The following is a 25,573-nucleotide window of genomic DNA, read 5'->3' as shown; positions in this document are numbered from 1 at the left end:
GCCCGAAAGCGGCGCGAAAGGACTTAGCTGAACAGAGAGTAGAAGATTGCGGAGATTGCAATCAGACCCATCACGACAACGAATACGTTGCTGATGTGACCGCTGTATTTACGCATTGCCGGTACTTTCTGAATGGCGTACATCGGCATCAGGAACAGGATCATCGCGATGATTGGGCCGCCCAGGGTTTCAATCATACCCAGGATGCTCGGGTTCAGGGTGGCAACAATCCAGGTCGTTACCAGCATGAACAGCGCAGTGATACGGTTCAGCTTGTTGATTTCGATAGACTTACCTTTACCACGCAGTGATTTGATCACCATACCGTTGAAGCCTTCACGTGCGCCCAGGTAGTGGCCCAGGAAGGATTTGGTGATAGCGATAATCGCGATAATCGGAGCCATCCACGCGATGATCGGCGCGTTAAAGTGGTTAGCCAGGTAAGACAGAATCGAGATGTTCTGCTCTTTAGCCGCAGCCAGGTCTGCCGGAGTCAGGCTCAGTACACAGCTGAATACGAAGAACATTACGGTCAGCACCATCATGATGTGAGCGAATGCCAGGATCTTCGAGCATTTCTGTTCTGCCATATCGCCGTACTCTTCACGCTTCGCAACGGCGAAAGAAGAGATGATCGGAGAGTGGTTGAACGAGAACACCATTACCGGAATTGCCAGCCACAGGGTCATCCACAGACCGTTTCCGGTTGCCGATGCAGTGTCCAGAGACAGAGTTTCCAGTGCTGCGCCGTTCCACTGCGGGATCAGGTACAGAGCCAGCAGCATCAGTACGCCAACAAACGGGAATACCAGAATACTCATCGCCTTAACGATCATTTGCTCACCGAAGCGAACGATGGTCATCATACCCACGATCAGGATCAGTGACAGAATCGCACGCGGCGGCGGCGTCATACCCAGCTGGTGAGACATGAAGCTTTCAACCGTGTTGGTGATTGCCACGCTGTAAACCAGCAGAATCGGGTAGATAGCGAAGAAGTAGAGCAGGGTAATCAGTTTACCTGCGCCAATACCAAAGTGTTCTTCTACTACCTCGGTGATGTCTTCGCCTGGGTTTTTACCAGACAGCACGAAGCGAGTCAGGCCACGATGCGCAAAGTACGTCATCGGGAACGCAAGGATAGCCATGATGATCAGCGGGATCATACCGCCAACACCGGCGTTGATTGGCAGGAACAGCACGCCCGCGCCGATCGCCGTGCCGTAAAGGCCCAGCATCCACATGGTATCTGTCTTGCGCCAGGCACTGCGAGAGTCTTTCGACGCAATCGTGCTGGTTTGAGTCGTTTCCATCTATTTCTCCTGGAGGAATGCAAATAATTCAGCTTTTAGCCAGTTCAGCCCGGGAAGGTGCCTGGCCGTAAAAATGAAATCTGTCTATCGGCGATGGCTTAATCATTTTCCGCCGTAATAATTTGAGGGCGGAAAGATACACACAAGTTATGTATCTATCAGTGATCTTGATCTCAAATACAATAATCTACTTGGAAGATAGATAATCCCAATGCTTTACTCTGTAAATCAAAAGTAAAAGAGAATTTAAGGGCAATATTTGGCAGATTAACGACATCTGACCTCTTCCGGGGCGCGCAATATATGTAGGTTGAACTGCAAAAATCAATACTTTTAGTTAATGATTGCAAGATTTTCTTTTTTGCGGAGATAAAATGCGGTCTTCAAATGAAGGGAAACGTTTGCGCTACAACGTAAATTGTATGACATATTACAGTTGGTGATATTAATGACATGATGACGTGCTGAAACATTCATATAACAAATGAAATAGATTGATTAGTGAGCGACCAAAAAAGAGAAAAACCCGGCAACAAACGTTACCGGGGAAGGGAGGATTAGGTGCAGATTTCGTAGCAAGGGATGTAGGCAGAGCCTGGTAACTTCATACGATGTTGGGCAACAAACCCCTGAAGCAGGTCGTCCATACGGCGCATGATCTCTTTATCACCGTTGATTTTGTATGGCCCAAACTCTTCAATGGCGCGAATGCCGACTTCTTTTACGTTCCCCGCCACAATGCCAGAAAACGCACGACGCAGGTCGGCAGCCAGCACTTCAACTGGCTGGTCCGGGTAAAGCTTCAGATTAGCCATATTCTCGTGAGACGGCTCAAACGGCATTTGCAAATCTGGCGTAATACGCATTGACCAGTTAAAGCTGTAGGCATCGCCCGTATCGCGACGGTTTTCTTTCACCTGCGCCATCGCTTTTTTCATCTGACGGGCTACTTCTGCAGCGTCATCAATGATGATGCGATAATGGCGGCGCGCGTTTTCTCCCAACGTATGCACGACAAACTCGTCCAGTACGCGGAAGTAATCAGCACTCTCTTTCGGGCCGGTGAGGATCAATGGCAAGACCTGATCTTTGTTGGCCGGATTCATTAAAATTCCCAGCAAATACAGTAGCTCTTCCGCTGTACCCACACCGCCAGGGAAGATAATGATGCCGTGGGCGATACGGACAAACGCTTCCAGACGTTTTTCGATATCCGGCATGATGATCAGTTCGTTAACCAGCGGGTTAGGCGGTTCAGCGGCGATAATTGATGGTTCAGTCATACCAATAAAACGGCTGTCTTTGTAACGCTGTTGGGCGTGTCCAACCGCTGCGCCTTTCATCGGCGCTTCCATCGCGCCTGGACCACAGCCAGTGCAAATATTTAACTCACGCAGCCCCAACTGATTACCAACGCGACGGGCATACAAATACTCGTTTTCGTTGATGGAGTGACCGCCCCAGCACACCACCATATTGGGCGCTTCGCCCACGTGCAGCGCGCGAGCATTGCGCAAGATAGAAAAGACCAGGTTGGTAATATGAACAGAGTTGTCGAGATTCAGATTTGGAAAACGAACGGTGTTATGGATTTGCCCATAGACGAAGAGAATGTCGCGCAGAACGGCAAACAAGTTGGCCTGCAAGGAGCGAATGATACGCCCATCGACAAAAGCTTCTTCCGGGGGATTGATCAGTTCTAACTTAACGCCGCGTTCACGGCGTAGCACGTTAATGTCGAAATTCTCAAAACGGGACAGCAATTCTTTGCTGTTATCGGTGAGGCTACCGGAGTTCAGAACAGCGAGTGAACAGTTGCGAAATAATTGATAGAGGTCGCTGCTGGCGGTGCGTTTAAGCATGTCCACTTCCAACTGCGACAACATATCCATGGAGCCAAGAGGGCTAATATGTGTAATCAAGAAAAACTCCTTATGGGACGATTATCGTCATTCCCTTTGATTACAATAGCCCTGCCTGATGACCTTTCACAACCTTATGCGTGAATCCAGCCCGCAAAATTGAGAAAAATTTTATTGCCGTGCCAGACGGGTTGTCGATGGGACAAAATTACAGTTACTGCGCCATGGGTTAATGTCCAGACCGCCACGACGGGTATAACGTGCGTAAACGCTTAATTTCTCTGGCTGGCAGAAGCGTAACAGGTCATTAAAAATGCGCTCTACGCACTGTTCATGGAACTCGTTATGATGACGGAAAGAAACCAGATAACGCAGCAGTTTTTCCCTGTCAATCTTGCGTCCACGATACTGAATCTGGATAGATCCCCAGTCTGGTTGATGAGTAATCAGGCAGTTTGATTTCAGCAGGTGGCTAACGAGTGTTTCTTCCACCACTTTCTCGCCGCTGATGGCATTCTCAAGATAGTCAGTGGTGAATTCATAGTTATCGATAGCGATATCCTGGTCATCAATGCAGGTGCCATTGAAATGCCCCACCGGCTGACCTTCCAGTTCATCAAGACGATATAACGCCACGCTAACGTTACCCTGGGCGCAAGTGCTTAAGTCGCGCTCCAGCGTCTGGCGCACTTCATCCCAATTGTTAAAGCGTGTCTGGTTAAAGCTGTTGAGATAGAGCTTAAAACTCTTCGACTCAATGAGATTTACGCTGGTGTAATCAAGTTCAACATGACCCACGGCAACCTGCGGCAAACCTTTCGCATTCAGCCAGGAAAGTTCATATAGCGTCCAGATATCCGTACCGTGAAAAGGCAGATTATCTGCTTTCAGGCCCAGCGGATCGCGATTCAAACTACGTGGAACGCCTTGTAGCAGGCTGGCGTCATAGGTATCCCGGTAATCGGTTGATTTTCCAAGAGTCAGGCCCGCAAGTGCCTGATGGTTTGCATAAGAAGACATGTTTCACCGTCATAAACCAGATAAACTAAACGACAAGTGTATCTGGTTTAAGTGAAGAGAGAAATTAGTGGACGAATTGACCGCACAAGCCTTGAGAGATTTTACCACGCGTTACTGTGATGCATGGCACGAACAGCACAATAGTTGGCCGTTAAGCGAGGAGCTGTATGGCGTTCCTTCACCGTGCATTATTTCAACCACTAATGATGCTGTGTTCTGGCAACCGCAGCCGTTTAGCGGTGAGCAAAATGTAAACGCGGTTGAGCGTGCGTTTGATATTGTGATACAACCCGCAATTCATACCTTCTATACGACCCAGTTTGCCGGGGATATGCATGCGCAGTTTGGCGATATCAAACTGACATTACTGCAAACCTGGAGCGAAGATGACTTCCGCCGGGTGCAGGAAAACCTGATTGGACATCTGGTTACCCAGAAACGTCTGAAACTGCCCCCCACGTTATTTATCGCCACACTGGAAGAGGAGCTGGAAGTGATTTCGGTATGTAATCTCTCTGGCGAAGTATGCAAAGAGACGCTGGGGACGCGGAATCGTATGCATTTAGCCTCAAATCTTGCGGAATTCCTTATGCAGCTTAAGCCTCTTCTGTAATCCAAATACCCCGTCTGGTTGTGAGAGATCTCTTACAGACCCTGTAGGAGATCGCCAGGAAGTAAGTGAATACTTAAAAAGATAAGAATCGATATTTCTATTTTAAATCAATGTATTGAAGAAAGATCCTTAACTTTCATATGAAATTTTCCTTAAGGCATTGTCTGTAAGCGCCTTGTAAGACTCAGCGAAAAAGACGATTCTATCTTCGTCGACAGGGAGTCAGACAACGAAGTGAACATCAGGATGATGACACTTCTAAAGGACACGCCAGGATGGTGCTTCAGGGAAAGGCTTCTGGATGAAGCGAAGAGGAAAACGCTGGATGCGTTAAAGGACACCTCCAGGACGGAGAATGAGAACCGGTCAGGATGATTCGGTGGGTCAGGATGGCCAGGGACACTTCAGGATGAAGTATCACATCGGGGTGGTGTGAGCAGGAAGCATTAGTTCAGGATGAACGATTGGTCGCAAGACCACAGGAAAAGTTGTCAAGGATGAGCAGGGAGCAACAAAAGTAGCTGGAATGCTGCGAAACGAACCGGGAGCACTGTTAATACAGTGCTCCCTTTTTTTATTCCTGCTATCCTTCGCGGCAGTTTTTTCTTCTTGAGGTTGTTTTATGACCACTCATGACCGCGTTCGTCTTCAGTTGCAGGCGCTTGAAACATTACTGCGTGAACATCAGCACTGGCGGAGCGATGAACCGCAGCCGCATCAATTCAACAGTACCCAACCTTTCTTTATGGATACGATGGAGCCACTGGAATGGTTGCAATGGGTACTGATCCCGCGAATGCACGATCTCTTAGATAATAATCAGCCATTGCCAGGGGCTTTCGCCGTGGCGCCGTATTATGAAATGGCGCTGGCGACGGACCACCCCCAGCGCGCGCTTATTCTGGCGGAGCTGGAAAAACTGGATGCGCTTTTTGCGGATGATACAAACTGATGCTGGAAATACTCTACCAGGATGAATGGCTGGTTGCGGTTAACAAACCGTCTGGCTGGCTGGTTCACCGCAGCTGGCTGGATCGTGACGAAAAAGTGGTGGTCATGCAAACCGTACGTGACCAGATTGGTCAGCACGTGTTTACCGCGCATCGGCTGGACCGACCGACTTCCGGCGTATTGCTGATGGGATTATCCAGCGAGGCCGGACGGCTGTTAGCGCAACAGTTTGAACAGCACCAAATCCAGAAACGTTACCATGCGATTGTGCGTGGCTGGCTGATGGAAGAAGCGGTGCTGGATTATCCGCTGGTGGAAGAACTGGATAAAATCGCCGATAAGTATGCCCGCGAAGATAAAGGCCCGCAGCCAGCAGTGACGCATTATCGCGGTCTGGCGACGGTTGAAATGCCAGTCGCGACCGGGCGTTACCCGACGACACGCTACGGTCTGGTGGAATTGGAGCCGAAAACCGGACGCAAACATCAGCTTCGTCGCCATCTCGCCCATTTGCGCCATCCGATTATTGGCGACAGCAAACATGGCGATTTGCGCCAGAATCGCAGCGCGGCTGAACATTTTGGCCTCCAGCGGTTAATGTTGCACGCCAGTAAGTTGTCATTGACGCATCCTTTTACTGGCGAGCCGCTGACTATCCACGCCGGTCTGGACGACACCTGGATGCAGGCATTATCACAATTTGGCTGGCGCGGTCTGCTTCCTGAAAATGAAAGGGTTGAGTTCAGCGCGCCATCGGGTCAGGATGATGAGATAAGTTCCTAACCCAGGGAGAAAACGGTATGGCGGAAATTGGTATTTTTGTAGGCACCATGTACGGGAATTCACTGCTAGTGGCCGAAGAAGCGGAAGCGATTCTGACCGCACAGGGCCACAAAGCAACGGTGTTTGAAGACCCAGAATTAAGCGACTGGTTACCCTATCAGGACAAGTATGTTCTGGTAGTTACGTCCACCACCGGGCAGGGCGACCTTCCTGACAGCATTGTGCCGCTCTTTCTGGGCATAAAGGATAACCTCGGTTTCCAGCCGAACCTGCGTTACGGCGTGATTGCGCTCGGCGACAGTAGTTATGTGAATTTCTGCAACGGTGGCAAACAGTTTGATGCTTTGTTACAGGAACAGAGCGCGCAGCGGGTAGGGGAAATGCTGCTGATCGATGCCAGTGAAACCCCGGAACCAGAAACGGAATCCAATCCGTGGGTTGAGCAGTGGGGGACGCTGTTGCCCTGATTTGTTCAGCGATCGGCAAAATACCGTTTTAGCGGTGCTGAATCGAGTCTTTTCAGGCAAATGCCTGTAAAAACTGCTTCTTAGCGCGGATTTTTACTGGCGTTTGCCTGGAGTCAAGCGATCCATTTCATACTCTTCTTTATTTCTCCGATTTAACCCTTCCTTTCTTGTTCTTGTTTTCATTTCCGTGAAGTGGATTCCACCGTCCAGGGCTAATGCCAAAATCGAGCCTCATTGAACGCATTAATGTTGTGTTGTTGCACGGTGAGCCGCTATGGCGCGCTTTTTATACTGCTATTGCCAGATATAAAACACGCGCCGCATTCGGCGAACGACCTATAAAAACGGCAAAAACACCCTACGTCACCTCTGATTTCCTGGCGATGTCGCAGTCCAGAGTGAGCGTGGCTAACGCGAATTTTCAGGAGTGCAACAATGAGTTCTTTAAGTCAGGCTGCGAGCAGTGTGGAAAAACGCACGAATGCTCGTTACTGGATAGTGGTGATGCTGTTTATCGTCACATCTTTCAACTACGGCGATCGCGCTACGCTCTCGATCGCCGGTTCGGAAATGGCCAAAGATATCGGTCTTGATCCAGTGGGTATGGGCTATGTGTTCTCTGCTTTCTCATGGGCTTATGTTATTGGGCAGATCCCTGGCGGCTGGTTGCTGGATCGCTTTGGTTCAAAACGCGTCTACTTCTGGTCAATCTTTATCTGGTCGATGTTTACCTTGCTGCAAGGTTTCGTCGATATCTTTAGTGGATTCGGCATTATCGTTGCCTTGTTTACTCTCCGCTTCCTGGTAGGGCTTGCCGAAGCACCTTCTTTTCCCGGCAACAGCCGAATCGTGGCAGCCTGGTTCCCGGCGCAGGAAAGGGGAACGGCGGTGTCGATTTTTAACTCCGCCCAATACTTCGCAACGGTGATCTTCGCGCCGATTATGGGCTGGCTGACTCATGAAGTGGGTTGGTCACACGTCTTCTTCTTTATGGGCGGTCTGGGCATTGTCATCAGCTTTTTCTGGCTGAAAGTCATCCACGAGCCAAATCAACATCCGGGCGTAAATCAGAAAGAGCTGGAGTACATCGCCGCTGGCGGCGCGCTGATCAATATGGATCAGCAAAACACCAAAGTTAAAGTGCCGTTCAGCGTGAAGTGGGGGCAGATCAAACAGCTGCTCGGTTCGCGGATGATGATCGGTGTTTATATCGGTCAGTATTGTATCAACGCCCTGACTTACTTCTTTATTACCTGGTTCCCGGTTTATCTGGTGCAGGCGCGCGGGATGTCGATTCTGAAAGCGGGCTTTGTGGCTTCCGTTCCTGCTGTTTGCGGTTTTATCGGCGGCGTGCTGGGGGGGATTATTTCCGACTGGCTGATGCGCCGCACGGGTTCACTGAACATTGCGCGTAAAACACCGATCGTGATGGGTATGTTGCTGTCGATGGTGATGGTGTTCTGTAACTACGTCGATGTTGAGTGGATGATCATCGGTTTCATGGCGTTGGCCTTCTTCGGTAAAGGCATCGGGGCGCTGGGTTGGGCGGTAATGGCAGATACTGCGCCGAAAGAGATTAGCGGTCTTTCCGGCGGCCTGTTCAATATGTTCGGTAACATTTCCGGTATCGTCACGCCAATCGCAATTGGTTATATCGTTGGCACGACTGGCTCCTTTAATGGGGCGCTGATTTATGTCGGGGTTCATGCCTTAATCGCGGTGCTGAGCTACCTGGTGCTGGTGGGCGATATTAAGCGTATCGAGCTGAAACCTGTCGCGGGGCAATAAGATGACGACACAATCCAGTCCAGTCATTACTGATATGAAAGTCATTCCGGTCGCCGGACATGACAGCATGTTGCTCAATATTGGTGGTGCACATAACGCATATTTCACCCGCAACATTGTGGTACTCACCGATAATGCCGGACATACCGGCATTGGTGAAGCACCGGGCGGAGAGGTGATTTATCAAACACTTGTCGATGCTATTCCGATAGTTCTGGGCCAGGAAGTCGCGCGACTGAATAAAGTGGTCCAGCAGGTGCATAAAGGTAATCAGGTCGCCGATTTTGATACCTTCGGCAAAGGTGCCTGGACCTTTGAATTGCGCGTTAACGCCGTGGCGGCGCTGGAAGCCGCTTTGCTGGACCTGTTAGGTAAGGCGCTGAATGTTCCGGTCTGTGAACTGCTTGGCCCAGGTAAGCAACGCGATGCTATTACCGTCCTCGGTTATCTGTTTTATATCGGTGATCGGACTAAAACCGATCTTCCTTATCTGGACAGTACACCAGGTAACCATGAGTGGTATCAGTTGCGTCACCAGAAAGCGATGAACAGCGAAGCCGTTGTGCGTCTGGCGGAAGCCTCACAGGATCGCTATGGCTTTAAAGATTTCAAACTCAAAGGCGGCGTATTACCCGGCGAGCAAGAAATCGACACCGTTCGTGCATTGAAGAAACGCTTCCCGGATGCGCGGATTACCGTTGATCCCAACGGTGCCTGGCTACTTGATGAAGCCATTTCTCTATGCAAAGGGCTGAATGATGTTCTTACCTATGCTGAAGATCCATGCGGCGCAGAACAAGGCTTCTCCGGCCGTGAAGTGATGGCGGAGTTTCGGCGGGCGACCGGCTTGCCCGTCGCGACCAACATGATCGCCACCAACTGGCGTGAAATGGGTCATGCGGTGATGCTCAATGCGGTAGATATTCCACTTGCCGATCCGCACTTCTGGACGCTTTCCGGTGCAGTCCGCGTGGCACAGCTTTGCGACGACTGGGGGCTGACCTGGGGCTGTCATTCCAACAACCACTTCGATATCTCTCTGGCGATGTTTACCCATGTGGGCGCGGCGGCACCGGGTAATCCCACCGCTATCGATACCCACTGGATTTGGCAGGAGGGCGATTGTCGCCTGACCAAAAATCCGCTGGAGATTAAAAACGGAAAAATTGCCGTTCCTGATGCGCCCGGCCTGGGCGTGGAACTGGACTGGGAACAGGTACAAAAGGCGCACGAAGCCTATAAACGTCTGCCTGGCGGCGCGCGTAACGACGCGGGTCCGATGCAGTACCTGATCCCCGGCTGGACCTTTGACCGTAAACGTCCCGTTTTCGGCCGTCATTGATTTTGAATAAGGATATAAATATGAATTCTCAATTTACGACGCCTGTTGTTACTGAAATGCAGGTCATCCCGGTGGCGGGTCATGACAGTATGCTGATGAATCTGAGTGGCGCACACGCACCGTTCTTCACGCGTAATATTGTGATCATCAAAGATAATTCTGGTCACACCGGCGTAGGGGAAATTCCCGGCGGCGAGAAAATCCGTAAGACGCTGGAAGATGCGATTCCGCTGGTGGTAGGTAAAACGCTGGGTGAATACAAAAACGTTCTGACGCTGGTGCGTAATACTTTTGCCGATCGTGATTCTGGCGGGCGCGGTTTACAGACTTTTGACCTGCGTACCACTATCCATGTAGTTACCGGGATAGAAGCGGCAATGCTGGATCTGCTTGGGCAACACCTTGGAGTTAACGTGGCATCCTTGCTGGGCGATGGTCAACAGCGTAGCGAAGTCGAAATGCTGGGTTATCTGTTCTTTGTCGGCAATCGCAAAGCCACACCGTTACCGTATCAAAGCCAGCCGGATGACAAATGCGACTGGTATCGTCTTCGTCACGAAGAAGCGATGACGCCGGATGCGGTGGTGCGCCTGGCGGAAGCGGCGTATGAAAAATATGGCTTCAACGATTTCAAACTGAAGGGCGGTGTACTGGCCGGGGAAGATGAAGCCGAATCTATTGTGGCACTGACGCAACGCTTCCCGCAGGCACGTATTACGCTCGATCCTAACGGTGCCTGGTCGCTGAACGAAGCGATTAAAATTGGTAAATACCTGAAAGGTTCGCTGGCTTATGCAGAAGATCCGTGTGGTGCGGAGCAAGGTTTCTCCGGGCGTGAGGTGATGGCAGAGTTCCGTCGCGCGACTGGTCTGCCGACTGCAACCAATATGATCGCCACCGATTGGCGGCAGATGGGCCATACGCTCTCCCTGCAATCTGTTGATATCCCGCTGGCGGACCCGCATTTCTGGACGATGCAGGGTTCGGTACGTGTGGCGCAAATGTGCCATGAATTTGGCCTGACCTGGGGTTCACACTCTAACAACCACTTCGATATTTCCCTGGCGATGTTTACCCATGTTGCCGCAGCTGCACCGGGTAAAATCACCGCGATTGATACGCACTGGATCTGGCAGGAAGGTAATCAGCGCCTGACTAAAGAGCCTTTTGAGATCAAAGGCGGTTTGGTACAAGTGCCGGAAAAACCGGGTCTGGGTGTAGAAATCGATATGGATCAGGTGATGAAAGCCCACGAGCTGTATCAGAAATACGGGCTTGGCGCGCGTGATGATGCGATGGGGATGCAGTACCTGATTCTTGGCTGGACGTTCGATAACAAGCGTCCGTGCATGGTGCGTTAAGACAGAAAACAAAAACCGGCTCTGTCAGGAGCCGGTTTGAGACTGATGCCAAACACAAAATTGCCTGATGCGCTACGCTTATCAGGCACACATGCTTTTTTAATTCATTGAATTTGAATGGTTTCGTAGGCCGGGTAAGGCGTTTTCGCCGCATCCGGCATAAACACAGGCACCTTGTCACCAGTCTGAAATCGGCTTCATAAGAAGCCGATTTTTACTCGATAAAATATTTATTACCCAAGAATTTTACTGGCTTCGCGTGCCACATTATCCATCTCGTCCAACAATTCCAGTAGCTCCGGCTCCAAATCTTCTTCTTTAGTACCGCTTCGTAGCTGTTGTTCGATAAGTTGACAGAGATTCTTCATACGCGGCACACCGCTATAGCCGCAACTGCCATGCAGTTTATGAATCAAATCAACCAGGCCTTCCGGGTTTTCCCCAACCAGTTGTTCCTCAACTTTGTTACGAACTTCTGGCAGGAAATCGAGCAACATTTGCAGCATATCGCGCGCCAGATCGGTTTTGCCAGCGGCCTGGCGTAGCGCCAGTTGCCAGTCCAGAGTCGCATTCTGGTTCACCACAATTTCGTTCACTTCTGGCGTCACAACGCGGGAAGAAATGCCGCTGCCGGGTTTGTAGCGCAGCAGCAAATTATGCAATCGCTCTTCTTCTATCGGTTTCGCCAGATAATCGCTCATCCCCGCGCCAAGTAATTTCTCTTTTTGCCCAGCCATCGCATGTGCAGTCACCGCGATGACTGGCGTTTGTTGCTGGTGCGGAAGCTGGTGGATAAGTTCGCATGCACGAATGCCGTCCATGTCCGGCATTTGAATATCCATTAAGATTAAATCGAACGGCATCTGTTTTGCTCGTTCAACCGCCTGATGTCCGCTATCGCACAACTCCACATGCTGAACCATGTCCTCCAGCAATGCGCCGATAAGTTTCAGGTTGGCGGGATTATCATCAACAGCCATAACCGTCATTACCAGCTTACTTTCGTCGGTGACAGGCAACAGCGTATTTTGTGTTTGATGGCAAAACTCGGTCAGTACAGGTAACAGACGTGTAGGCGTCAGGGGTTTCAGCAGACACGCGCCGATACCATCTTGCTTGAGTTTTTCGGCATTGACCTGTGCATGGCACGGAAGGGCGAGCATCAGAAAATCGGTCATCGACACCGCTTTCGCTAACCGCTCATGTTGCATCGTTAGCGGTTCGCGGAAAGTCACCGCAATCCCTAACAACATCATGTCGTAATGCGCGGGAGGGAGTGCCGAGAAGCTTGGGCTGTAGACCACCTCAAGCGGTGTTTCGCTTAAAATATCCAGCGTGCACTGCGCGGCTGCCGAGTTCGGTTCGACATAAGCCAGGCGTTTGCCTGTGAGGCATTGGGTGGATGGTCCTTCAATAATAATATTCGGGTTCAGATCGAGATTAATATGGAACCAGAAGGTTGAGCCACGATTCGGCTGGCTATGGAACGAGATATCTCCGCCCATCTCATTAACCAGTTTTTGCGTAATTACCAGCCCCAGCCCGGTGCCGCCATGACGGCGTGAAATACTGGCATCTGCCTGCCTGAAAGCCTGGAACAGGCGCGATTGATCGCGTTCAGGAATACCAATACCGGTATCGCGGATCTGCACTTCAATCTGAACTTTGGTATTACTCAGCGCTCGTTTTTCCACCAGAATATCGATGTTGCCATTCTCGGTGAATTTAATCGCATTCCCTACCAGGTTAGTGATGATTTGCTGTAAACGCAGTGGATCGCCTATCACGTTATCTGGGACGTCGCTCTTAATATTGAGCGTCAATTCCAGCCCTTTATCGTGAGAAGAATGCGCCAGAAGAGTAACCACTTCATCCAGCGTGCTGCGCAGCGGGAACGGAATACTTTCCAGAATCAGCTTGCCCGCTTCCAGTTTCGAGAAGTCGAGAACATCATTAATAATTGCCAGCAAATTATTTGCCGAGCGTTCAATCGTGTTCAGGTGATCGCGCTGCGTTGGCGTTAATTCTGTTTTCAGCGTCAGGCGGGTAAAGCCAATAACTCCATTCAGCGGTGTACGCAGCTCATGTGACATGTTCGCCAGAAACTCGGACTTAATACGCGCAGCTTCCTGGGCGCGCTTTTTCGCCAGGTCCAACTCAACGTTCTGAATTTCCATCTGCTCCAGCGTTTCACGCAGATCTGATGTCGCCTGGTCGATATTGTGCTGCATCTCTTCGTGATAAGCCGCCAGAGACATTGCCATCGAGTTAATGCCGTTTTTCAGCATATCCAACTCGCCGAGCATAAATCCTTCCACCCGGCTGTCGAGTTGTCCTCGGCGGATGCGGTCGACAGTATTCACCATGTTGCGAATCGGGCCGGTTACATCGCGCATGAGTCGCCAGCCAAAAATAAGCGCAATACCAATACAGAACAGCATCATCACGCTGGAAATAAAAATCTCTTTATATTGCTGTAAGCGCACCGATTTAAGGTCCAGCTCAAGGGCAATATACCCCAGCATATTCTGACTATTTTTGGCATCGCTAATGGGCGATTCGTCGGGAGAATAACTCTCGGAGATAATCGGCGTACGCAAAATCATAATATCGCCATCACGTGTGACAGTGAGCTGGCGCGGAAATGGCACGTTACTACCGAGCTGCATTGCTGAAGGGTCGAGATGAAAATTGGAGGTGACAAAGAGTCGGTTATTTTCATCGTAAACTGAAATGGCGCGAACAATATCAGAATGGCGACGATGCAAAACGCTTATCAACTGACCGATAGATTCGCGATTTTGCAGGCTCATGCCATATTCAGTAGAAACTGCAAGCGGCTCAATAATGCTGGCACCGGCATCTTCCAGTTGACGCTGCAAGTCGTTATAGCGATGCACGACGAAAAAGATACTGAGCAATAAACCAATAAGGACGGTCGGCGCCAGGATCAGAATCATCATGCGTGCGCGCAGGCTGTAGTTGGTCATGGAGTTCCGTTATGGGACAATTAAGGTCACACTGTTAAATTGAGAAAGTCTCGCCAATGGCGCAATTCTACTCTGCAAAACGACGCGTGACGACGCGTCAGATCATAACCGTTTCAGTCAACGACCTCGACTCTTTTGGTCAGGGCGTGGCACGACATAACGGAAAAGCGTTATTTATCCCCGGGCTATTGCCGCAGGAAGACGCGGAAGTTACTGTTACTGAAGATAAAAAACAGTATTCCCGCGCTAAAGTCGTGCGCAGGCTAAGCGACAGCCCGGAACGCGAAACGCCACGCTGCCCTCATTTTGGCGTATGCGGCGGCTGTCAGCAACAACACGCCAGCATCGAACTACAGCAGCGAAGCAAAAGTGCGGCGCTCGCCCGGTTAATGAAGCACGACGTCTCTGAAGTGATCGCCGATGTTCCCTGGGGGTACCGTCGCCGCGCGCGCTTAAGCCTGAACTATCAGCCGAAAACACAACAATTACAGATGGGATTTCGCAAAGCGGGTTCCAGTGACATTGTCGATGTTAAGCAATGCCCCATTTTAGCGCCCCAACTTGAAGCATTGCTGCCCAAAGTCAGGGCATGCCTGACCAGCTTACAAGCCATGCGCCATCTTGGTCACGTTGAACTGGTGCAGGCAACCAGCGGCACGCTGATGACTTTACGCCATACCGCACCGCTAAGTTCGGCTGATCGTGAAAAACTGGAACGCTTTTCGCATTCTGAAGGCCTGGATCTGTTTCTCGCTCCCGATAGTGAGATACTCGAAACCGTCTCTGGCGAGATGCCCTGGTATGACTCAAATGGGTTGCGTTTAACTTTTAGCCCGCGTGATTTTATTCAGGTCAACGCGGGTGTGAACCAGAAAATGGTGGCTCGCGCGCTGGAGTGGTTGGATGTGCAGGCTGAAGACAGCGTGCTTGATCTGTTCTGCGGTATGGGCAATTTCACACTGCCATTAGCGACACGAGCGGCTAGCGTGGTAGGGGTAGAAGGTGTTGCGGCGCTGGTGGAGAAAGGTCAGGAAAATTCGCGACTTAATGGTTTACAAAATGTGACGTTTTATCATGAAAATCTTGAAGATGATGTCACAAAGCAACCGTGGGCTAAAAACGGCTTTGACAAAGTGTTGCTGGACCCGGCGCGAGCAGGTGCTGCTGGCGTCATGCAGCAAATTATAAAACTGGAACCCATTCGTATAGTTTATGTATCCTGTAACCCTGCGACGCTGGCTCGGGATAGCGAGGCGTTATTAAAAGCAGGATATACCATTGCGCGACTGGCGATGCTGGATATGTTCCCACACACGGGGCATCTGGAATCGATGGTGCTTTTTTCGCGCGTTAAATAGTTACGATTTGCTGATTTCGGCAGGTCAGGTCCCTAAAGGAGAGGACAATGGTTGCGGTAAGAAGTGCACATATCAATAAGGCTGGTGAATTTGATCCGGACAAATGGATCGCAAGTCTGGGGATTGCCAGCCAGAAGTCGTGTGAGTGCTTAGCCGAAACCTGGGCGTATTGTCTGCAGCAGACGCAGGGGCATCCGGATGCCAGTTTGCTGTTGTGGCGTGGTGTCGAGATGGTGGAGATCCTCTCGACATTAAGTATGGACATTGACACGCTGCGGGCGGCGCTACTGTTCCCTCTGGCCGATGCCAACGTAGTCAGCGAAGACGTACTGCGCGAGAGCGTCGGTAAGTCGGTCGTTAATCTTATTCACGGTGTGCGCGATATGGCGGCAATCCGCCAGCTGAAAGCGACGCACACTGATTCTGTTTCCTCCGAACAGGTCGATAACGTTCGCCGGATGTTATTGGCGATGGTCGATGATTTCCGCTGCGTGGTCATCAAACTGGCGGAGCGTATTGCTCATCTGCGCGAAGTAAAAGATGCGCCAGAAGATGAACGCGTACTTGCAGCAAAAGAGTGCACCAATATCTACGCGCCGCTGGCGAACCGTCTCGGGATCGGGCAACTGAAATGGGAACTGGAAGATTACTGCTTCCGTTATCTCCACCCGACTGAATACAAGCGCATCGCCAAATTGCTGCATGAACGCCGTCTCGACCGCGAACACTATATCGAAGAGTTTGTCGGTCATCTGCGCGCTGAGATGAAAGCTGAAGGCGTTAAAGCTGAGGTGTATGGTCGTCCGAAACACATCTACAGCATCTGGCGCAAAATGCAGAAAAAGAACCTCGCCTTCGATGAGCTGTTTGATGTCCGTGCAGTACGTATTGTTGCCGAGCGTTTACAAGACTGCTACGCCGCGCTGGGGATAGTGCACACTCACTATCGCCACTTGCCGGATGAATTTGATGATTACGTCGCAAATCCGAAACCAAACGGCTATCAGTCTATTCATACTGTGGTACTGGGGCCGGGTGGCAAAACCGTTGAGATCCAAATCCGCACTAAACAGATGCATGAAGATGCAGAACTGGGCGTTGCTGCGCACTGGAAATACAAAGAAGGCGCGGCAGCTGGCGGGGCGCGTTCAGGACATGAAGACCGGATTGCCTGGCTGCGTAAACTGATTGCGTGGCAGGAAGAGATGGCCGACTCCGGTGAAATGCTCGACGAAGTACGCAGCCAGGTCTTTGACGACCGGGTATACGTCTTTACGCCGAAAGGTGATGTCGTTGATTTGCCTGCGGGATCAACGCCGCTGGACTTCGCTTACCACATCCACAGTGATGTCGGACACCGCTGCATCGGGGCAAAAATTGGCGGGCGCATTGTGCCGTTCACCTACCAGCTGCAAATGGGCGACCAGATTGAAATTATCACCCAGAAACAGCCCAATCCCAGCCGTGACTGGTTAAACCCAAACCTGGGCTATGTCACAACCAGCCGTGGGCGTTCGAAAATTCATGCCTGGTTCCGTAAACAGGATCGTGACAAAAATATTCTGGCTGGACGACAAATCCTTGATGACGAGCTGGAACATCTGGGGATCAGCCTGAAAGAAGCAGAAAAATACCTGCTGCCGCGTTACAACTTCAATGATGTCGACGAGTTGTTGGCGGCGATTGGGGGCGGGGATATCCGGCTCAATCAGATGGTGAATTTCCTGCAATCGCAATTTAATAAGCCGAGTGCCGAAGAGCAGGACGCCGCCGCGCTGAAGCAGCTTCAGCAAAAAAGCCATGCCCCGCAAAACCGCAGTAAAGATAACGGGCGCGTGGTAGTAGAAGGTGTCGGCAATCTGATGCACCACATCGCGCGCTGCTGTCAGCCGATTCCTGGTGATGAAATTGTTGGTTTCATTACTCAGGGTCGCGGTATTTCTGTGCACCGCGCCGATTGTGAACAACTGGTGGAGCTACGCTCCCATGCGCCAGAACGCATTGTTGATGCAGTATGGGGCGAGAGCTACTCCGCCGGATATTCGCTGGTGGTCCGTGTGCTGGCTAATGATCGTAGTGGGTTGTTGCGTGATATCACGACCATTCTCGCCAACGAGAAGGTGAACGTGCTTGGCGTTGCCAGCCGTAGCGATACCAAACAGCAATTGGCAACCATCGATATGACCATTGAGATTTATAACCTGCAGGTGCTGGGCCGCGTGCTGGGTAAACTCAATCAGGTGCCGGATGTTATCGACGCGCGTCGACTGCACGGGAGTTAGGCCGAAATTTGCTCGTATCTACAATGTAGATTGATATATACTGTATCTACATATGATAGCGGTTTGAGGAAAGGGTTATGATCCACAGTAGCGTAAAGCGTTGGGGAAATTCTCCTGCAGTGCGGATCCCGGCTACGTTAATGCAGGCGCTCAATCTGAATATTGATGATGAAGTGAAGATTGACCTGGTGGATGGCAAATTAATTATTGAGCCAGTGCGTAAAGAGCCCGTATTTACGCTTGCTGAACTGGTCAACGACATCACGCCGGAAAACCTCCACGAGAATATCGACTGGGGGGAGCCGAAAGATAAGGAAGTCTGGTAATGGTAAGCCGATACGTACCCGATATGGGCGATCTGATTTGGGTTGATTTTGACCCGACAAAAGGTAGCGAGCAAGCCGGACATCGTCCGGCTGTTGTCCTGAGTCCGTTCATGTATAACAACAAAACAGGTATGTGTCTGTGTGTTCCTTGTACAACACAATCAAAAGGATATCCGTTCGAAGTTGTTTTATCCGGTCAGGAACGTGATGGCGTAGCGTTAGCTGATCAGGTAAAAAGTATCGCCTGGCGGGCAAGAGGAGCAACGAAGAAAGGAACGGTTACCCCAGAGGAATTACAACTCATTAAAGCCAAAATTAACGTGCTGATTGGGTAAGTGTTACTAACTCACTTCTATTCTGGTCACAGGCTTCCACCTGACAGACCCGCAATTTTCAGGACATTCCAATGAATCAAATCGACCGTTTACTCACTATCATGCAGCGCCTGCGCGATCCGGAAAACGGCTGCCCGTGGGATAAGGAGCAGACATTTGCGTCTATTGCGCCTTATACCCTTGAAGAAACCTACGAAGTGCTGGATGCCATCGCTCGCGAAGACTTTGACGATCTGCGCGGTGAGCTCGGCGATCTGTTGTTCCAGGTGGTGTTTTACGCGCAAATGGCCCAGGAAGAAGGGCGCTTTGACTTTAATGATATTTGTGCTGCGATCAGCGATAAATTAGAGCGTCGCCATCCGCATGTTTTTGCTGACAGTTCTGCCGAAAACAGTAGTGAAGTACTCGCCCGTTGGGAGCAAATCAAAACTGAAGAGCGCGCGCAGAAAGCACAGCATTCGGCGCTGGACGATATTCCTCGCAGTTTGCCGGCTTTAATGCGCGCACAAAAAATCCAGAAACGTTGTGCCAACGTTGGCTTCGACTGGACGACGCTTGGCCCGGTGGTTGATAAAGTCTACGAAGAGATCGACGAGGTGATGTACGAGGCGCGGCAGGCTGTTGTCGACCAGGCTAAACTGGAGGAGGAAATGGGCGACCTGCTGTTTGCCACGGTTAATCTGGCTCGCCATTTAGGGACGAAAGCAGAAATCGCATTGCAAAAAGCGAACGAAAAATTCGAGCGTCGTTTTCGCGAAGTGGAGCGTATTGTTGCCGCGCGTGGACTGGAAATGACAGGTGTTGACCTCGAAACAATGGAAGAAGTCTGGCAACAGGTAAAACGGCAGGAAATTGATCTCTAAGGGAATTACGCGGTCAAGCGCCATTTGTGTCATTTTTTAAATGACAAGCGCTTGATTTGCGTCAAAAACATTTACCCCAAAGGGGCTATTTTCTCACTCCTGATTTCAATGGTGCGCTGGCGAAGAGGAGGGATAATGAAAGTTTGTGGCACAGGTCATGTTCGGGTATACTGCTTTCCCGTCCTGGTTATTCCATCGTCTTTTCAACCTAACTTCTCAGGTTCAGCATGACAACGAACTATATTTTTGTGACCGGCGGGGTCGTATCCTCTCTGGGTAAAGGCATTGCCGCAGCCTCCCTCGCAGCCATTCTTGAAGCCCGTGGCCTCAATGTGACTATCATGAAACTGGATCCGTACATCAACGTCGATCCAGGTACTATGAGCCCAATCCAACACGGGGAAGTGTTCGTTACTGAAGACGGCGCTGAAACCGACCTGGACCTGGGTCACTACGAGCGTTTCATTCGTACCAAAATGAGCCGCCGCAACAACTTCACCACGGGTCGTATCTACTCAGACGTTCTGCGTAAAGAACGCCGCGGTGACTACCTCGGCGCAACCGTACAGGTTATTCCACACATCACTAACGCTATCAAAGAACGCGTTCTTGCAGGTGGCGAAGGCCACGACGTGGTTCTGGTCGAAATCGGCGGTACCGTAGGTGACATCGAATCCCTGCCGTTCCTCGAAGCGATTCGCCAGTTGGCTGTTGAAATTGGCCGTGAGCACACTCTGTTTATGCACCTGACGCTGGTGCCGTACATGGCTGCGTCTGGTGAAGTCAAAACCAAACCGACCCAGCACTCTGTAAAAGAGCTGCTCTCCATCGGTATCCAGCCTGACATCCTGATTTGTCGTTCAGATCGCGCCGTTCCGGCGAACGAACGTGCGAAGATTGCATTGTTCTGTAATGTTCCGGAAAAAGCGGTTATTTCTCTGAAAGACGTCGATTCCATCTATAAAATTCCGGGCCTGTTGAAATCTCAGGGGCTGGACGATTATATTTGTAAACGATTCAGCTTAAACTGCCCGGAAGCGAATCTGTCCGAATGGGAACAGGTTATCTTCGAAGAAGCGAATCCGGTGAGTGAAGTCACCATCGGTATGGTCGGTAAGTACATTGAACTGCCGGACGCTTACAAATCAGTGATTGAAGCACTGAAACACGGCGGGCTGAAAAATCGTGTCAGCGTCAACATCAAACTGATCGATTCACAAGATGTTGAAACGCGCGGTGTTGAAATCCTTAAAGGTCTGGACGCGATCCTCGTACCTGGCGGTTTCGGCTATCGTGGCGTAGAAGGCATGATTACTACCGCGCGCTTTGCGCGTGAGAACAATATTCCTTATCTGGGCATTTGCCTGGGTATGCAGGTGGCGTTAATTGATTACGCTCGCCATGTTGCCAACATGGAGAACGCCAACTCTACGGAATTTGTGCCAGACTGTAAGTACCCGGTTGTGGCGCTGATTACCGAGTGGCGCGATGAAAACGGCAACGTTGAAGTTCGTAGCGAGAAGAGCGATCTCGGTGGCACCATGCGTCTTGGCGCACAGCAGTGCCAGCTGGTTGACAATAGCCTGGTTCGCCAGCTGTACAATGCGCCGACAATTGTTGAGCGTCATCGTCACCGCTACGAAGTCAACAACATGCTGCTGAAACAGATTGAAGATGCAGGTCTGCGCGTTGCGGGCCGTTCCGGGGATGATCAGTTGGTCGAGATCATCGAAGTTCCGAATCACCCGTGGTTCGTGGCTTGTCAGTTCCATCCGGAGTTTACTTCTACTCCACGTGATGGCCACCCGCTGTTTGCTGGCTTTGTAAAAGCCGCCAGCGAGTTCCAGAAACGTCAGGCGAAGTAAGTAAAAAAGTTAGAACGGCAACGCGTACCCTGGGTACGCGTTGTTTGTCTGGAGTTTCAGTTTAACTAGTGACTTGAGGAAAACCTAATGTCCAAAATCGTAAAAATCATCGGTCGTGAAATCATCGACTCCCGTGGTAACCCGACTGTTGAAGCCGAAGTACATCTGGAGGGTGGTTTCGTCGGTATGGCAGCTGCTCCATCAGGTGCTTCTACTGGTTCCCGTGAAGCTCTGGAACTGCGCGATGGCGACAAATCCCGTTTCCTGGGCAAAGGCGTAACCAAAGCTGTTGCTGCGGTTAACGGCCCGATCGCTCAGGCGCTGATTGGCAAAGATGCCAAAGATCAGGCTGGCATTGACAAGATCATGATCGACCTGGACGGCACCGAAAACAAATCTAACTTCGGCGCAAACGCAATCCTGGCTGTGTCTCTGGCTAACGCCAAAGCTGCTGCAGCTGCTAAAGGTATGCCGCTGTACGAGCACATCGCTGAACTGAACGGTACTCCGGGCAAATACTCCATGCCGGTTCCGATGATGAACATCATCAACGGTGGTGAGCACGCTGACAACAACGTTGATATCCAGGAATTCATGATTCAGCCGGTTGGCGCGAAAACTGTGAAAGAAGCCATCCGCATGGGTTCTGAAGTTTTCCATCACCTGGCAAAAGTTCTGAAAGCGAAAGGCATGAACACTGCAGTTGGTGACGAAGGTGGCTATGCGCCGAACCTGGGTTCCAACGCTGAAGCTCTGGCTGTTATCGCTGAAGCTGTTAAAGCTGCTGGCTATGAACTGGGCAAAGACATCACTCTGGCGATGGACTGCGCAGCTTCTGAATTCTACAAAGACGGTAAATACGTTCTGGCTGGCGAAGGCAACAAAGCTTTCACCTCTGAAGAATTCACTCACTTCCTGGAAGAACTGACCAAACAGTACCCGATCGTTTCTATCGAAGACGGTCTGGACGAATCTGACTGGGACGGTTTCGCATACCAGACCAAAGTTCTGGGCGACAAAATCCAGCTGGTTGGTGACGACCTGTTCGTAACCAACACCAAGATCCTGAAAGAAGGTATCGAAAAAGGCATCGCTAACTCCATCCTGATCAAATTCAACCAGATCGGTTCTCTGACCGAAACTCTGGCTGCAATCAAGATGGCGAAAGACGCTGGCTACACTGCAGTAATCTCTCACCGTTCTGGCGAAACTGAAGACGCTACCATCGCTGACCTGGCTGTTGGTACTGCTGCAGGCCAGATCAAAACTGGTTCTATGAGCCGTTCTGACCGTGTTGCTAAATACAACCAGCTGATTCGTATCGAAGAAGCTCTGGGCGAAAAAGCACCGTACAACGGTCGTAAAGAGATCAAAGGCCAGGCATAAGTCTGACTTTATCTGATTTAAAAATGCCAGCCTTCGGGCTGGCATTTTTTATGGTCGAGTTACCAGCGGCCTGAGGAACCACCGCCTCCAGATGAACCACCGCCACCGCTAAATCCGCCACCGCCGCTAAACCCGCCACCACTTGAGCCTCCACCGGAAGAGGATGAAGAAGAACCTTTTCTTGAAGCTCTTTCTTTACCGAGTTTCTTATATTTGGCGCGTAGTTTTTTACTAACGATAAGCCAAAAGATAAGCAGCACTACGATCGCAAAAGGCGTTAACATACCGCAGGCAACGATTAAATTCGTCCATGGTCCTGGCTCTGCAACATAGAGGAATACCATCCCGTAAATTGCGCCAGTGAGTGCTATCCAGGGGAGATTTGACGGATCGGTAAAAACAATAAAATATGAAAGCACCGCCAGTAATATAATTACAGCAAGCGATAATGGAATAGGGGGATTGATACTGTAGTAATTCCCCCTGTTTTCCGGTAATTCACCATTCAGCAGAAGTGCGCCAATATTTTCGCTTGCCAGTGTTAACCCACCCATAAGGTCATCACTTTTGAAAGCAGGGATTAATATATCACGGATAATCTTCGCCGCTTGCAGGTCGGTAACCACCCCTTCCAGCCCGTAGCCCACTTCAATGCGAACTTTACGATCTTCCCAGACGACCAGGATCAGAATACCATCGTCACGCCGCTCATCCCCCAGTTTCCAGCTATCAAAAACGCGAGTTGCATATTGTTCAATGGTATCGTCCCCGGTGGATGGCACAATTAATACGGCGACCTGGGCTCGTGTTTTTTGTGTAATATCCTGCAGCTGCTGTGTCAGTGATTGTTGTTCAGACGAGCTTAACGTACCAGTAATATCGGTCACCTGGTGGCGCAGCTCCGGCACAGCAATTTGCTGGGCAAGCACCGGAAGGCACCACAAAGCGAGTAAAATAAAGATTAAGCGCATTACGATCACCAGCGCCCGGAAGCGCCACCGCCACCAGACGAACCGCCGCCACCGCTGAAATTGTCATTGTCGAAAGACGATGAAGAGGAAGATGACGACGATGATGAAGAATGCCAGGAGGCCGAGTTGCTTCTTTCGTAACGTGACGGTCGGTTGGCACTACGCATTGAATCACGCACCTTTCTGCCGAAAGGTGTGAAAGTGATAGCTACGGTCAGGAATGGTGTGGCGAAACATAATAATGTGGCAAGAACTCCCCAGCTCCCGCTATATCCAGCGATGGGAAGTACAAAAGCCAGTACTATGGCAGCAAAGCAAATCACTCCCAGCGTTTTGACATATCCTCTGGCGGAAATAAAGGTCAGTACTATCGCCCAGACTATCAAAGCCCACCAACCGCTAAAGGGCAAAGGGTGATCGGGCGATGTGTTATTGACTAAATCATTTCCTGATAGTCGGGTTTCAATATCACTGATACCCTGTTGCAAGCCGCCAGTAAGGTCGCCTTTTTTAAACGCTGGAATAATACTGTTGCGAATAATTTGCCCGGACTGTGCATCAGTAAGAATACCCTCAAGCCCGTAACCGATTTCAATATGAACTGTATGATCTTGCCAGGCAACTACCAGTAAAATACCGTCATCACGACCTTTATGGCCGGGCTGCCAACTCTCGAACACACGTGTTGCATATTGCTCGATGGTTTCTTCGCCTGTGGTTTCAACCACCAATACCACAAGCTGCGTCTGTTCTTTTTGCGTCAGGGCTTTAATCTGGCTGGTCAGCGTACTTACTTCCCCTCTGGTTAATGTCCCTGTTAAATCATTCATATATTTAGGTAATTCAGGTACTGGAACTTGCACTGCAAACGCAGATGAACAGACCAGAACAAGAAGTAAGATAAAATTTTTCATATAATTAACTCGCCTAATGAGCATTAGCATTCTGGCTAAAATCTATTGTTGGGGCTTTGCTTACTGCGGCGACATCATCCGGCAAATAATTTTTCTTTGGTGTGTAATCCATGACCTTTGCGGTTAACACTGCGGGAAATTTGCGGATAGTGACATTATATTGTTCAATGGCTTTAATATATCTTCCTCGCGCGACAGCAATTCGATTTTCGCTTCCTTCGAGTTGTACCATTAAATTTTGATAGAGTTCCTGAGCCTTTAATTCTGGATAACGTTCACTAATAATCGTTAACTGCCCGAGAGTGCGAGTTACCTGCGCCTGAGCTTGTTGCCAGGCTTGTAATTTTTGCTCATCTCCCGGAGCTTGCTGAAGATCGCTGCTGGCACGATTAGCTTGACTACGAGCTAACGTAACGGCCTCCAGTACCTCTTTTTCATGGCTGGAATAACCTTTAATGCTGGCGACAAGATTAGGAATAAGATCTGCACGGCGTTGATACTGATTCAATACTTCTGACCAGGAGGCATTGACCTGTTCATCATAGGTTTGAATATCGTTATAACCGCAACCTGATAAATTGAAAATAAATATAAATACGATGAATATTCTAAACATGTTTAAATCCCTTTTATTTAATTCCTTAAAACATAATACGCCGCTTCATTTTATTCTTAATGATCTGATTCACTTTTTACCTTAAACCCGCCTGTAACAGAATGTTAATAAGACATGATTGTTGCGGCAGGATCTGCAATAATTAACAATTATCCACTTCTCAGAGA

At 50.2% G+C, this 25,573-nt stretch carries 20 protein-coding genes and 1 pseudogene; 14 read left to right on the top strand and 7 right to left on the bottom strand.

Annotation, left to right across the window (positions count from 1 at the left end; all coding sequences use genetic code 11):
• Positions 1-23: 23 nt before the first annotated feature.
• The 3 genes from sdaC to queF all read right to left on the bottom strand — a co-directional run bounded on the left by sdaC (position 24) and on the right by queF (position 4,195).
• Positions 24-1,313 carry an HAAAP family serine/threonine permease SdaC gene (gene sdaC, locus FEK43_RS16505; protein WP_064528228.1) on the bottom strand — a complete coding sequence of 430 codons (1,290 nt, stop codon included), beginning with the start codon at positions 1,311-1,313 and terminating at the stop codon, positions 24-26.
• Positions 1,314-1,870: 557 nt separating this feature from the next.
• Positions 1,871-3,235, bottom strand: a complete 1,365-nt coding sequence (ppnN, locus tag FEK43_RS16500) for a nucleotide 5'-monophosphate nucleosidase PpnN (protein ID WP_130207698.1) — start codon at positions 3,233-3,235, stop codon at positions 1,871-1,873.
• Positions 3,236-3,346: 111 nt separating this feature from the next.
• Complete coding sequence (gene queF / locus FEK43_RS16495) at positions 3,347-4,195, bottom strand: NADPH-dependent 7-cyano-7-deazaguanine reductase QueF (RefSeq protein WP_130207696.1); 849 nt, start codon at positions 4,193-4,195, stop codon at positions 3,347-3,349.
• 67 nt (positions 4,196-4,262) lie between these two features.
• Between queF and syd the strand changes: the two genes are divergently transcribed.
• From syd to gudD, 7 genes are all read left to right on the top strand, one after another.
• Entirely contained in the window at positions 4,263-4,808 is a 546-nt protein-coding gene (gene syd / locus FEK43_RS16490; protein ID WP_130207694.1) for a SecY-interacting protein, read from the top strand.
• Positions 4,809-5,430: 622 nt separating this feature from the next.
• Positions 5,431-5,760, top strand: coding sequence for a YqcC family protein (locus FEK43_RS16485; protein ID WP_130207692.1), 330 nt, complete (start codon positions 5,431-5,433; stop codon positions 5,758-5,760).
• Entirely contained in the window at positions 5,760-6,542 is a 783-nt protein-coding gene (gene truC, locus FEK43_RS16480; protein ID WP_130214547.1) for a tRNA pseudouridine(65) synthase TruC, read from the top strand. Before FEK43_RS16485 ends, truC begins: the two co-directional genes overlap by 1 nt.
• A 17-nt stretch (positions 6,543-6,559) precedes the next feature.
• The gene (locus tag FEK43_RS16475; RefSeq protein ID WP_130207688.1) at positions 6,560-7,009 is read left to right on the top strand and encodes a flavodoxin; all 450 of its coding nucleotides are present in this window, start codon (positions 6,560-6,562) and stop codon (positions 7,007-7,009) included.
• A gap of 435 nt (positions 7,010-7,444) precedes the next feature.
• A complete protein-coding gene (gene gudP, locus FEK43_RS16470; protein WP_135407692.1) occupies positions 7,445-8,797 on the top strand; it encodes a galactarate/glucarate/glycerate transporter GudP in 1,353 nt (450 codons plus the stop codon).
• Position 8,798: 1 nt separating this feature from the next.
• Positions 8,799-10,139, top strand: coding sequence for an enolase C-terminal domain-like protein (locus FEK43_RS16465; protein WP_135407690.1), 1,341 nt, complete (start codon positions 8,799-8,801; stop codon positions 10,137-10,139).
• 20 nt (positions 10,140-10,159) lie between these two features.
• Positions 10,160-11,500: a glucarate dehydratase gene (gene gudD / locus FEK43_RS16460; RefSeq protein WP_135407688.1), complete on the top strand. Its 1,341-nt coding sequence runs from the start codon at positions 10,160-10,162 to the stop codon at positions 11,498-11,500.
• A 233-nt stretch (positions 11,501-11,733) separates the two neighbouring features.
• On the opposite strand, the gene barA is transcribed toward gudD, so the two are convergent.
• Positions 11,734-14,490: a two-component sensor histidine kinase BarA gene (gene barA / locus FEK43_RS16455; protein ID WP_130207684.1), complete on the bottom strand. Its 2,757-nt coding sequence runs from the start codon at positions 14,488-14,490 to the stop codon at positions 11,734-11,736.
• Between the two features lie 56 nt (positions 14,491-14,546).
• On the opposite strand from barA, the gene rlmD reads away from it, so the two are divergent.
• The 7 genes from rlmD to eno all read left to right on the top strand — a co-directional run bounded on the left by rlmD (position 14,547) and on the right by eno (position 22,905).
• Complete coding sequence (rlmD, locus tag FEK43_RS16450; protein WP_135407686.1) at positions 14,547-15,848, top strand: 23S rRNA (uracil(1939)-C(5))-methyltransferase RlmD; 1,302 nt, start codon at positions 14,547-14,549, stop codon at positions 15,846-15,848.
• Positions 15,849-15,895: 47 nt separating this feature from the next.
• Positions 15,896-18,130, top strand: a complete 2,235-nt coding sequence (gene relA, locus FEK43_RS16445; RefSeq protein ID WP_135407684.1) for a GTP diphosphokinase — start codon at positions 15,896-15,898, stop codon at positions 18,128-18,130.
• Between the two features lie 77 nt (positions 18,131-18,207).
• Positions 18,208-18,456 (top strand): type II toxin-antitoxin system antitoxin MazE, encoded by a 249-nt coding sequence (gene mazE, locus FEK43_RS16440; protein ID WP_000581937.1) that lies wholly within the window; start codon positions 18,208-18,210, stop codon positions 18,454-18,456.
• Complete coding sequence (gene mazF / locus FEK43_RS16435; protein ID WP_131162394.1) at positions 18,456-18,791, top strand: endoribonuclease MazF; 336 nt, start codon at positions 18,456-18,458, stop codon at positions 18,789-18,791. Before mazE ends, mazF begins: the two co-directional genes overlap by 1 nt.
• 71 nt (positions 18,792-18,862) lie before the next feature.
• Complete coding sequence (gene mazG, locus FEK43_RS16430; RefSeq protein ID WP_112912024.1) at positions 18,863-19,654, top strand: nucleoside triphosphate pyrophosphohydrolase; 792 nt, start codon at positions 18,863-18,865, stop codon at positions 19,652-19,654.
• A gap of 227 nt (positions 19,655-19,881) precedes the next feature.
• Positions 19,882-21,519, top strand: coding sequence for a CTP synthase (glutamine hydrolyzing) (gene pyrG, locus FEK43_RS16425; RefSeq protein ID WP_130207680.1), 1,638 nt, complete (start codon positions 19,882-19,884; stop codon positions 21,517-21,519).
• Positions 21,520-21,606: 87 nt separating this feature from the next.
• The gene (gene eno, locus FEK43_RS16420; RefSeq protein WP_064528183.1) at positions 21,607-22,905 is read left to right on the top strand and encodes a phosphopyruvate hydratase; all 1,299 of its coding nucleotides are present in this window, start codon (positions 21,607-21,609) and stop codon (positions 22,903-22,905) included.
• A gap of 59 nt (positions 22,906-22,964) precedes the next feature.
• On the opposite strand, the gene FEK43_RS16415 is transcribed toward eno, so the two are convergent.
• The 3 genes and pseudogenes from FEK43_RS16415 to FEK43_RS16405 form a co-directional block, all read right to left on the bottom strand.
• Positions 22,965-23,885: a YgcG family protein gene (locus FEK43_RS16415; RefSeq protein WP_130207679.1), complete on the bottom strand. Its 921-nt coding sequence runs from the start codon at positions 23,883-23,885 to the stop codon at positions 22,965-22,967.
• Between the two features lie 233 nt (positions 23,886-24,118).
• Positions 24,119-24,790, bottom strand: a pseudogene (locus FEK43_RS16410) (YgcG family protein); the annotation flags it as partial.
• 13 nt (positions 24,791-24,803) lie between these two features.
• Positions 24,804-25,406, bottom strand: a complete 603-nt coding sequence (locus tag FEK43_RS16405; RefSeq protein WP_130207677.1) for a LemA family protein — start codon at positions 25,404-25,406, stop codon at positions 24,804-24,806.
• Positions 25,407-25,573 lie beyond the last annotated feature (167 nt).

Origin of the sequence: Escherichia sp. E2562 (genome assembly GCF_005781075.1) — a bacterium.
Taxonomy (GTDB): Bacteria; Pseudomonadota; Gammaproteobacteria; order Enterobacterales; family Enterobacteriaceae; genus Escherichia.
Note: the sequence above shows the minus strand (reverse complement) of the source record. Positions and strands in the feature narration are given on the sequence as shown.